13 protein-coding genes and 1 tRNA gene are annotated in these 10,938 nt (G+C 45.5%); 7 read left to right on the top strand and 7 right to left on the bottom strand.

Features of this window, described 5'->3' with window-relative positions; genetic code table 11:
• Window positions 1-171 precede the first annotated feature (171 nt).
• Window positions 172-630 carry a pantetheine-phosphate adenylyltransferase gene (coaD, locus tag CFE23_RS15715; RefSeq protein ID WP_291090102.1) on the bottom strand — a complete coding sequence of 153 codons (459 nt, stop codon included), beginning with the start codon at window positions 628-630 and terminating at the stop codon, window positions 172-174.
• A 12-nt stretch (window positions 631-642) separates the two neighbouring features.
• Window positions 643-1,629 (bottom strand): D-alanine--D-alanine ligase, encoded by a 987-nt coding sequence (locus tag CFE23_RS15710; protein WP_291090099.1) that lies wholly within the window; start codon window positions 1,627-1,629, stop codon window positions 643-645.
• Between the two features lie 95 nt (window positions 1,630-1,724).
• Here CFE23_RS15710 and CFE23_RS15705 point away from each other — a divergent pair, with 95 nt between their 5' ends.
• Window positions 1,725-2,324: a PASTA domain-containing protein gene (locus CFE23_RS15705; RefSeq protein ID WP_291090097.1), complete on the top strand. Its 600-nt coding sequence runs from the start codon at window positions 1,725-1,727 to the stop codon at window positions 2,322-2,324.
• Window positions 2,324-3,373, top strand: a complete 1,050-nt coding sequence (locus tag CFE23_RS15700; protein WP_291090094.1) for an RluA family pseudouridine synthase — start codon at window positions 2,324-2,326, stop codon at window positions 3,371-3,373. Before CFE23_RS15705 ends, CFE23_RS15700 begins: the two co-directional genes overlap by 1 nt.
• Window positions 3,374-3,379: 6 nt before the next feature.
• Here the strand turns inward: CFE23_RS15700 and CFE23_RS15695 are convergent, their stop codons facing one another.
• Window positions 3,380-4,354: a Gfo/Idh/MocA family oxidoreductase gene (locus CFE23_RS15695; RefSeq protein WP_291090091.1), complete on the bottom strand. Its 975-nt coding sequence runs from the start codon at window positions 4,352-4,354 to the stop codon at window positions 3,380-3,382.
• 210 nt (window positions 4,355-4,564) lie between these two features.
• Here CFE23_RS15695 and CFE23_RS15690 point away from each other — a divergent pair, with 210 nt between their 5' ends.
• Together CFE23_RS15690 and CFE23_RS15685 are read left to right on the top strand one after the other, a co-directional pair.
• Entirely contained in the window at window positions 4,565-4,807 is a 243-nt protein-coding gene (locus CFE23_RS15690; protein WP_291090108.1) for a hypothetical protein, read from the top strand.
• Window position 4,808: 1 nt separating this feature from the next.
• Window positions 4,809-5,018: a hypothetical protein gene (locus CFE23_RS15685; protein WP_291090088.1), complete on the top strand. Its 210-nt coding sequence runs from the start codon at window positions 4,809-4,811 to the stop codon at window positions 5,016-5,018.
• 55 nt (window positions 5,019-5,073) lie between these two features.
• On the opposite strand, the gene CFE23_RS15680 is transcribed toward CFE23_RS15685, so the two are convergent.
• Both CFE23_RS15680 and CFE23_RS15675 read right to left on the bottom strand, forming a co-directional pair.
• A complete protein-coding gene (locus CFE23_RS15680) occupies window positions 5,074-5,937 on the bottom strand; it encodes an alpha/beta hydrolase family protein (protein WP_291090085.1) in 864 nt (287 codons plus the stop codon).
• 231 nt (window positions 5,938-6,168) lie between these two features.
• Entirely contained in the window at window positions 6,169-6,783 is a 615-nt protein-coding gene (locus CFE23_RS15675; RefSeq protein ID WP_291090082.1) for a ferritin-like domain-containing protein, read from the bottom strand.
• Between the two features lie 333 nt (window positions 6,784-7,116).
• Here CFE23_RS15675 and CFE23_RS15670 point away from each other — a divergent pair, with 333 nt between their 5' ends.
• Window positions 7,117-7,803, top strand: coding sequence for a Bax inhibitor-1 family protein (locus CFE23_RS15670; RefSeq protein ID WP_291090080.1), 687 nt, complete (start codon window positions 7,117-7,119; stop codon window positions 7,801-7,803).
• A gap of 61 nt (window positions 7,804-7,864) precedes the next feature.
• Here the strand turns inward: CFE23_RS15670 and CFE23_RS15665 are convergent.
• Window positions 7,865-7,939 (bottom strand) — tRNA-Val (locus CFE23_RS15665).
• A gap of 265 nt (window positions 7,940-8,204) precedes the next feature.
• Here CFE23_RS15665 and CFE23_RS15660 point away from each other — a divergent pair.
• Entirely contained in the window at window positions 8,205-8,618 is a 414-nt protein-coding gene (locus CFE23_RS15660; protein WP_291090078.1) for a response regulator, read from the top strand.
• 13 nt (window positions 8,619-8,631) lie between these two features.
• Here CFE23_RS15660 and CFE23_RS15655 read toward each other — a convergent pair whose 3' ends face one another.
• The gene (locus tag CFE23_RS15655; RefSeq protein ID WP_291090075.1) at window positions 8,632-10,344 is read right to left on the bottom strand and encodes an FAD/NAD(P)-binding protein; all 1,713 of its coding nucleotides are present in this window, start codon (window positions 10,342-10,344) and stop codon (window positions 8,632-8,634) included.
• Between the two features lie 266 nt (window positions 10,345-10,610).
• On the opposite strand from CFE23_RS15655, the gene CFE23_RS15650 reads away from it, so the two are divergent.
• On the top strand, window positions 10,611-10,938 hold a 328-nt coding region (locus CFE23_RS15650; protein WP_291090073.1), incomplete at its 3' end, for an SRPBCC family protein.

Here is a 10,938-nt window from a genome sequence, read left to right as displayed (position 1 = left end):
AGTTGCTGAGTTGCTGAGTTGCTAAGTTGCTAAGTTGCTAAGTTGCTAAGTGCAAAAGTACTTTTATTCCGCAAATTTATCCACTTATCGAAACATTTTCTCATTTCCTAATTCGCTAATTATCTAATTGTCTAATTGTCTAATTGTCTAATTGTCTAATTATCTAATTTCCTACTTCCCCACCCTTACCGAATCCGGTACCAGCATTTCATACTGCCCGCCATTCCGGATGACATCGCGGACAATGCTTGAGCTGATATAGGACGTATTGGCTGCCGTCAGTAAAAATACCGTTTCGATTTTTGACAACCTCCTGTTGGTATGCGCAATCGCTTTTTCAAACTCGAAATCGGCCGGATTCCTCAGTCCCCGAAGGATGTAATGCGCTTTGATCTTTTTGCAGAAATCAATCGTAAGCCCTTCGTAGGTTTCCACCTTAACAGAGGGTTCCGCAGCGAACGCTTCCTCGATAAAACGCTTACGCTCTTCCAAGGAAAACATGTACTTTTTTTCGGCGTTCACACCGATGGCGACAACAATCTCGTCAAAAAGCGGAATGCTGCGTTTGATAATATCGTAATGTCCCAATGTAATCGGGTCAAAAGACCCTGGGAATATGGCTCTTCTCATGTTTTCAGTTTTTTATTTTTTCCAAAGCGGTTTGCGTTGCAGCGCAATGGCCATTTCGTTTTCGAGTAAATCCGAAAAATTCATACCTGCATACGCGGCCTGCTGTGGAAAAATACTTTGTGGCGACAAGCCCGGATTCGTATTGATTTCAATAAAATGAGGAATGCCGTCCATAATGATAAAGTCGGTGCGGGAAAAACCATTCATTCCCAATGCCTCGTATGCTTTTGCCGCGGTCTCACGAACCAGGCGTTCCGTCTGGGCATCAAGCCGTGCTGGTGTAATCTCTTCCGATTTCCCTTCGTATTTGGCTTCGTAATCAAAGAAGTCGTTCTGGGAGACAATCTCCGTAATTCCCAATACCGTCGTTTGGCCGCGGTAATTTAAAACACCCACTGAAACTTCCGTCCCTTTTAGGTATGATTCAATCAGGATGTCATTGTCTTCGGAAAAAGCAAAGGCAAGCGCCTTCTCAAAATCAGCCAGATTATCGACTCTCGAAACGCCGAGGCTGCTTCCGGACTGGTTTGGCTTGACGAAAAATGGCAACCCCAATGCCGCTGCAACCTTTTCGCCCGAAATCTCCTGCCCTTTCGAAACGTAAATCGAGTTTGCTTTTGGAATACCGAATTTTGAAAGTACCGATAGCGTGTCGCGTTTGTTAAAGGTCAATGCCGACTGGTAGAAATTACATCCGGTGTAAGGCAGTTCGAGCAATTCCCAGTAGGATTGCAGGTGCCCATCTTCGCCCGGGGTACCGTGTATCGTGTTGATGGCCACGTCAAAATGAATGTCCGAAACACCATTATGAAACGAAAAATCAGCTTTATTGATGGGGAACTTCACGCCATTGACGACAGCGTTCCATCCGTCTTTTAAGATATGCACTTCAAAAACCTGGTGTTTTGAACGGTCTAAATTGTTGAGGATCAATTGTCCGCTTCTCAGCGAAATGACAGATTCGTCAGAATATCCACCCATTACTACGGCTATGTTCATCCGGTATCGATTGTATTTGTTTAGACAAAAATATCATTAATTTTTCAAATCCTGAGCTTCCACTATTTTTATATCTTTGCCGAAACATTCAACAAATGACCCTACGCGAATATCTTACCAGTAAAGTTTTTTTCAAACAGCTTGCACTGGCCTTTCTGATCATTTTGGTTATCGGATTCCTGCTGTTGCAATGGATCTCTTTTTCGACCAAACATGGCGAAGAAATTACCGTGCCAAACCTTGCAAAAATGTCGGTCGAACAGGCGGAGGAAGTACTTGACAAAAATAACCTGGACTATGTGGTGCTCGATACCGTTGACTTCAATCCTGACTTCCCAAAATTTACTGTGGTAAAACAGGATCCACTTGCCGGTGCAAAAGTAAAAGAAGACCGAAAGATTTATATTAAAATCAACTCCAGCGGATTCAATTCGGTACGCGTACCCAACCTGATTGAGCAAACACTCAGGCAAGCGGTGCCTACCTTGAAGGCTATCGGGCTGGAACAGGGAAAAATTACCTATAAACCCTATCTGGGAAAAGATATGGTCATCGAAATGAAACAAAACGGCAAGATATTGAAAGCTGGCGATAAGGTCCTGAAAGCATCAAAAATCGATTTGGTGGTTGGTGATGGAAAAGTCGGTTTTGATGAAGAAACACCGGCCGACAGTACCGCAACGGACACACCATAATGAGTACTGAATTCAACCCCATCCAGGAAAACGACGACGAGGAACTTTTCGAACACCACCGTTTTGTGGTCGCTAAGGGACAGGCGCTGCTCCGGATCGATAAATACTTAATGCTGCAGATCGCTAATGCCACACGGAACAAAATCCAGCAGGCTGCTTCGAACGGCGACATTTATGTCAATGATGTTCCGGTAAAATCAAATTATAAAGTAAAGCCGCTCGACGTCGTGACGATCATGTTGTCGCACCCGCCGTTTGAGAACCGCGTGGACCCTGAGAACATTCCTTTGGACATCGTTTATGAGGACGATGCCTTGTTGCTGATCAACAAGCCACCCGGTCTCGTAGTACATCCTGGACATGGAAATTACACGGGGACACTGGTCAATGCATTGGCCTACCACTTTGAAAGCCTGCCCATGAACAGCAGCAACCGTCCCGGCCTGGTGCACCGCATCGACAAAGACACTTCGGGTCTTTTGGTGATCGCAAAAACCGAGTCGGCACTGAGCCATCTGGCGAAACAATTTGAAAATAAGACTTCTGAACGGGAGTATGTTGCTTTGGTTTGGGGCAACGTAAAAGATGATTTCGGGACGATTGAGGGAAACCTGGCGCGTCATTTGAAAGACCGCATGCAAATGGCCGTTTTTGCCGATCCGGAGATTGGAAAACCGGCGATTACCCATTATAAAGTCCTCGAACGCTTTGGCTATGTGACCCTGGTTTCGTGTATATTGGAAACCGGAAGGACGCACCAGATCCGCGCGCACATGAAACACCTGGGCCATCCACTGTTTAATGACGAGCGCTACGGCGGACATCTGATCCTGAAAGGCACCACGTTTACCAAATACAAGCAGTTTATCGAAAATTGCTTTAAGATTTTACCACGGCAGGCGTTACACGCCAAAACACTTGGCTTTGTGCACCCTGTAACCGGTGAAATGATGCGCTTTGATACTGAATTGCCTGAGGACATGCAACAGGTAATTGAAAAATGGCGCAATTACTCCAAATCGCACACTCCGGAAGAGGAAGAAGAATAAAATCTGTTACCCTCCGATGATCTGATCCATAATCCAGCTGGTATGTGCAGCTGTACGTCCTGTAGAAGGGTGCGGAATACCATGAACTAAGAACTCCCGCATGTTCTGCACGTGAAACAACTGTATGTTTTCCGGATGGGGTATGGAGAATTCCTGAGATTGATTGGCCTGCCGCAGCACAATAGGCAGCTCATCAAACACTGAAAACGCAATGTTGCCCGCACTGCCTGTTATTGATACGATATCCTCCCTGGTATGGCTTCCAAAATTCCAGGTGCCCGAGCCCGTTACACCCGAACTGTGCAGCCAGCATCCGGCCAATGCATCTTTTGCGGAATACAGCTGCTGTTGGTTCGTGCCGATACCGTGCACCTGACGCACCGCTCCAAACAAATAGACAAATAAGTCCAACCCATGACTGGCAAGATCATCAAAATAGCCTCCCGGAGCAATCTTGGCATCGGTACGCCAGTTGTAGCCGCCGGATCGATCTTTCTCACTCGCCGGTTTGGAAAGCTGCCAGTGGACAGACCGTACCTCTCCGATCGCACCGGAATCCAACAGTGTTTTAATATGCTGAAACCTAGGCAGCGAACGGCGGTAGTAAGCCACAAACAGCGGCACCTTCTGCTTTTCAAAAGCGTCGCATATCGCCAAACACTCGTTGTAATTGCAGGCCATCGGTTTTTCGATACAACACGTTTTTCCCGCGGCTGCTACTTTTAAGGCATAAAAAAGGTGCGTGTCCGGTGGCGTGGCAATGTAAACCGCATCCACATTGGAATCACCGATCAAGGCGTCGGCGTCCGAATAAAATGTGGGCACGCCGTGTCGCTTTGCATAATCTTCAGCCAATGCCGCATCTCTTCGCATCACGGCGACCAGTTCAAAGCCCTCGGTTTTCTGGTATGCGGGTCCGCTTTTGAGTTCAGTGACATTACCACAGCCGATAATGCCCCATCGTATTGTTTTGTTATTCATGTCCTGAGGTTTAAGCGAAGTTATGGTAATTTATGGAATTTTACCATGCTGTTTTTAAACAATGGCGTCGGTATCAAATCCGGCGAAGCCAACGTATTTAATAGTATAACTGCCTGATTTGTTCGTGATTCGTTGGGGTTTAACAGGGGTTTAAGCCAATTCCTTCGACGAAAACTGATTTTCGTCGAACAATACCCCAACAATACGCCAATGAATCCCCTCCAAAACATTACGGACGGCCCCATCAAAATTTCCAAAATCATGTGGCAATATCGTGTTATCTTTACCAAAAATAACACGATGGGCCGTAACAATCCTGAAAACATCAAAAAGCACAATGACAAGCTGCACAAGGCGCAGGCAAAAGCCAAAAAAGCCGCGGCAGCGCGTAAGGAAAAACGCTCGGCAATTGTGAAGAAATTCAACGAAAAGGATACAGAAAATAACGGATAATATGGACGGACTCAGATTCATAAAGTTACGGATAATCGCGCAGGAAATCATCGACCATATCGGCGTAAAGGACTATAACTATGCCCGCACCAGATTGGCTGAGGCTACAGACATGTTGAACGATATCCTCGACCATTCCACGACGCAGGAAGACATTATCGAAGCCGGTCATTACCAGGCGCTGCTGGAGCAATTGAAAAGAAAAGTTTAGGAGCATAACCTTAATCTTTCCACACCGCTGTAAACTGTTTACCGTAAATTGTCCCCTATTTCACCGCGCTGCCATTCTGCTTAAAAATCCGCGCAAAAAACAACGCATGAAAAGGAACGGCATCCTGCCAGTACTGCCAGGTATGGGACCCGGGACGTTCGGTATACTCGTGTGGTATTTTTTCATACACCATCAGGCTGTGGAACGCACGGTTGGACTCAATGAGGAAGTCATCCACGCCAATATCAATAATCAACGGCATCTTATTGGCCTTAATCTGATCAATCATACCAATAACCGCATGGGATTGCAATTCCGCATCTGATGGCGGCGTGGGTCCGTAGACCGCTACAAAAAGTTTGTTGACTTCGTCCGGTTGTTCTACTTTTCGGATTTTACCCATATCCAATGCCCCACTCATGCTTCCGGCACCGCAGTACAATTCGGGGTGCTTTGCCGACAGGTACAACGCACCATGCCCGCCCATCGAAAGCCCGGTGATGACACGGCCGTTTTTTGTCGCTACCGTGCGGTAGGTGGCATCGATTTTGGCAATAACCTCTTTGGTGATAAACGTTTCAAACTGGGACGTCTTCAGTGTGGGACTATCAATATAAAAACTAAAGGTTTCGCCTTCCGGCATTACAATAATCATGTTGTATTCGTCAGCCAGGTCTTTTACCGTATTCAGGTCCGGGGTATTTTTAAGCCAGTCCCGGAAATGTCCGTACGCGCCATGCAGCAAATACATCACGGGATAGTTGGCTTTGCTTTTGGCATACGAATCGGGAACGGCCACCGCGGCCTTCAGTACACGGTCCATCGACTGGCTGCGGATTTCGAGGGTATCCACTTTGGCAGCAAATGCGGAAGCCGCCATCATTGTCAATCCGATACACAGGAATAGCATTTTTTTCATGGTACAAAAATTAGTTTTGGTTAAAGGTAAAAAAAAACCAAAGCAAATGGATGCGGTTTTTGTATGCTCAAAAAAAAGCTGATCCCTGCACTTGATACGGTATCTTCAAACAAGTGAACAGGAATCACAGTAAACGAAGCAGTTGAAACAATCACTTCCATAACCAGTAAAATAGAAAAAGCCCGACATAAGTCAGGCTTTCGCAGGTTTGATTTTAGATTTAAATTGGTATTATTCCGAATCTTCCTCCGCAGCATCGATGTTGATGTGGGATTCCGCAATCTGGCTCAGCAAAGAATCTGCTTCTTTCTCTTCTCCAAGCGTCGCCACGAGCAGTTCCAGCGCTTCCTCATGCCCAAGCGTTTTGGCGAACGCTGCCAACGTCCCATAGGTAGCAATTTCATAGTGCTCGATCTTCTGGGAAGCTGCGATAATGCCTGCGTCGCGTACCACACCCAGCTCCGTTTCTTCCATGATCCCCTCGCCCTCTTTGATCAGACCATCCATCGCATCGCATTTCTTTGCGACCGCTTTCTCCCCTATGGACTGGAATACGGATTCAAGTCGTTGTACATGCTCCTGCGTTTGTGCCAGATGGTCTTCCAAAGCGGAAATCAATTCAGTGGAAGTGGCATTCTTCGCCATTTTAGGCAACGCTTTGGTCAGTGCTTTTTCGGCCCAGTAAATGTCTTTCAGGCTGTCCTTAAACAATTCCCCTAATCCCTCAGCAGCGGTCGATTTTGCTTTCACCGTTCCTTTTGGAGCGGCGGTTTTGGCAGTTGAAGTTTTTACAGCAGGCTTTTTCGCGGCTGTCGTTTTCTTCTCAGTGGTGGTTGCGGTCTTCATAATATGTGTGTGTTTAAGATTAAATAACGAATACAAATATTCAATATCATCCTAACTTTTAATTATGCAATTTTAAATGAACGTTACAAGATTGTAAGCCTTCATTTTTCTGTTTTCAAAATAGGTTCGAGTTAAAGTGAAAACTGCATAAACGCTTGAATACAAAGTATCATGGACTATGAAAATACAGTAATGCCCATCGGATTACTCCTGCGCAAATCATCCTTGGGCAAGGTTTCACGATCCTGTATTTTTTATGATTTTTTTTTGATTGACACTATGATGAAACATCAAAAAAATCGTTACATTTCGGGAAATTTTAAACTACAGAAAATGGAAAGTACAAACAAATTGGTGGTATATGCCACCGATTCTGAAAAAGCGGAATTTTACAAAAAGACGTACATGCACATTGGCCTTGCCATATTGGCCTTCATGGGACTTGAAGCGGTATTGCTGAATATCGTTACGCCACAAAGTATTGGGAATTTTCTGAATGTAAAATTCATTGGGTTGTTTATGATCGGTATGCTGTGGCTGGGATCGATGGTGTCAAACAAACTCGCCTTTTCGCTTTCGCGCTCCCAGCAATATCTGGGCTTGGGCTTGTATGTGGTTATTGAAGCTTTAATCTTTCTGCCTATCTTAACCATTGCGTCATTTAAAACCGGTACGGAGATCATTTCGCAGGCAGCCATCATCACCTTATTCATGTTTGGCGGATTGACTGCCGTGGTGTTCAATACGAAAGCGGACTTTTCATTCCTGCGTTCAGCATTGATCATTGGTGGTTTTATCAGCCTTGGACTGATTGTCGGTGGATACATTTTTGGTTATAACCTGGGCTTGTGGTTTTCTGTGGGTATGGTGATCCTGGCCAGCGGAAGCATCCTTTACCAGACCGGGCAGATCAAAGAAAATTATGGCACCCAGCAATACGTAGGTGCTGCGTTACAATTATTCGCCTCAGTAATGCTGCTGTTCTTTTACATCCTCAGGATCCTGATGAGCCGAAAATAATAGTTGGTTGTACAACATAAAAAAAAGCCGGACATCATGAATGTCCGGCTTTTCTTATTTGTGGGCGATACTGGGTTCGAACCAGTGACCCCTACCTTGTCGAGGTAGTGCTCTGAACCAGCTGAGCTAATCGCCCGAATGGGATTGCAATATTACATTATCACTTTTGTATTTGCAAGTTCCGGCTTATTTATTTTTTTCGGGAGCCCACTCCTGAATTACGGCTTATCTTCGTTTATCGGCTAATCCAGTATATATTTCACAAATAATTCACCGCCTGGTTTGCGCATACCAAAAACTGAATTTCACTGTGACAACACAACGCTTTGATTTAAATTCCGTAAAATCAGATGTGATAAATATAACACATAGCCCATAAGATATTGCACCTTTGTGATGCTATGAAACACAACAAACCTATCAAAATCCTGCTTGCCGACGACGATCCGGACGATCTGGAGTTTCTGACTTTTCTTTTCAACAGCAACGAAAGCTTTGAAATTACCGACAGTCTTTATTCCGGAACGCAGGTTTTTAAATCAATCGCCGAAGCCAAGCCCGACGTCTTGGTCATAGACATGTATATGCCCATGATGACAGGTGCTGAAGTAGTGGACCGCTTGGTACAGGACGAGACGCTCAGCACACTGAATATTTTCATCTTGTCGACTACCATAAACATGCAGGAGCAGCAAAAATATCAGGATAACCCAAACATCCGTTTTCTGCTAAAACCTTCATCACTTACGGAACTCAACGATTTACCGGGCGTGCTACTGGAAAAACTGAACCTTGACAATAAGACGAAAGTATAAATTCGGCCAGCATTTATACCAATAACAATGTATTGGCGATTCGGTACGACGCTTCTTCACAGAAATCAAGCCCTGAGTAATCAGGATTGTATCCGCCGATAAACGGCACCGTCATGACATAAATACGGTCATTGGGCAACCCGTCGGCGTCCAGTACCTGAAACGAATCGTTAATCGCAATTCCAGGGACTGTCAATACATAGCCATCGGGCGTTTTTAAAACATTCTTATTCCCGGCAGCCAGAAAAGCGCTGGCCGCAGCATCAGACTGAAAATTCAATGTCGCCGGAGCAATACTTTCCGTGGCTTTCAAGCCTGTAAAAGGAAAATCGTCGAACGGCAAATGTTTCTGCCCGGTACAATCCACGAAGGTCTCGTAATGCACTGCCTGCTTTCGGTTTTCGTCGTCGGTGTATTCATAGGTAATACCACCCGCCAACTCTGGCACCACGATGCTGTCTTTTCCAACCGTAATCAACTCGAGGATTCCAGCTTCCCTTAAAGCCAAAAGCTCTTCACACGATCCTTGCGGAATAAACGCAATGACCACCGATATGAGTGGCATCAACGTCGTTTGGAGTCGCAGCATGTCCTCTGCTGAAAAATACTTGGCAGGATAATTCATCGCAAAACTCAGTTCCGCGAGCAGTTCTTTCCAGTATACAGATTCATGCCTGCTGATTGAACGTTCCGCTTCTACATATTCAGACTTGAGTAACTTAAAAGGATCCATACGCTCACGGCTTCCCATCATACGGTCAACGAATTCCTCGAGCGTGAGGTCTTTTATACGCTCATAAAAACTGGTGTCTTTCTCGATAAAAAGCGCCTTAAAATCCCTTTCAAAAATGTAGTCTAACGATAAAAAACCGTTGTTGGCTATTATCGCTGCTTCAATTTCGGGCCGGGAGAGCATGCTGTTATTGTGCAAGTGCGAATCTTCGAGATGAAAACGGACGGCAGGCAATAGCCCATTACGCGAATGCATCACGATCTTAAACTGCGGACTGTCTGGGTGGCGCTCATACCTTCGCTTGTTGTCCGCCACAACCGTGAACGTTCCATTCCATCGCGACAGTGTCCGGATGGCGTCTATCGCGGTGAGCGAGGCGCCCATGACCGCAACGGGATGGTCGCACCGGAACCTCAATTTTGACGGTGGATAAGGCGAATCAAAGTAACCGGGGATTTTCCCTTCGTTTATTTTGGGCCACGAATGTCCCGTACAAATTGCGACATGGTCAAAATCCTGTACCGTGCCATCGGACAATTTTACGGTCACTTTTTGGGCAACGACATTGTCCGAAATATCATCAACAGCACATTGAAGCCGAACGACTACTTCAATGCCGGATTGCGCCGCCAAACGAAGCAGTATATCAAACTGCGCAGCAAGGTATTCCCCGAAAAACAAGCGCGGCAAAACCTTGTATTCATTAAAATTATCGGCGTTGATATCGAAACGCTCCAAAAGCGCCGGTGGGGCAGTCTTCACCCATTCGGAAATGGGCGTAACGATATTCGGAATCTCATTATCAGAAACATTCGTAACGTGCTCGTCATTCGCTCCTTCATCGCTGTAGGGCATGCCGGCACCCAATTGTCCACTTTTCTCAAAAATATAAATTCGGAAGTCCGTCCGTCCCGAATCGACAATCCGTTTTAACAGGAACATTCCTGCCGGACCACCTCCTAAAATCGCTAATTCCCTGGTGCTTTGTTTCATGGCCTATTCTTTGGTGCTGTAAAGAACGGAATTGACCCTTAAAATTTCTTTACAGGATTTTCTTTGCAGATTACAGAATTGATGATTATTTGAAGCTGTTCCGGCTGTACGCTGTATCTGCAACCGCTTAAAGAAAGCGGTTGCAGGATGCCGCTTCCATCCGGGCTAGTGCGCAGTGCCCAAATGATTTATCTGCCCATTCGTCAGGATTCTGGTTTCCTGTTTACAAACAAAGCGTTAACTTTACGTTCCACTAATTCGATTTTATGCCACCCATTATTGTTACACAATCCTTCGATGCCCCTTTGGAAAAAGTATGGAACGCCTTATCCGATGAAGCCGCGTTAAAAAAATGGTATTTCCCGGTTGAAGCGTATGATTTCAAGATCGGAAAAACGTTTACATTTTATGAAAGCGCCGATTCCCATAACTATTTCCATCGATGCACATTCGTCAACATCATCCCAAACCAACGCATCGAATACACCTGGGAACACCCAAGACAATCCAACGGCAGCTCGGTAGTAAAATGGGAATTCGCTGCTGAAGGCGATAAAACTACAATTACCCTGACCCACACCGGTACCGAGAATT

Source organism: Flavobacterium sp. BFFFF1, assembly GCF_002256285.1.
Lineage (GTDB): Bacteria > Bacteroidota > Bacteroidia > Flavobacteriales > Flavobacteriaceae > Flavobacterium.
Note: the sequence above shows the minus strand (reverse complement) of the source record. Positions and strands in the feature narration are given on the sequence as shown.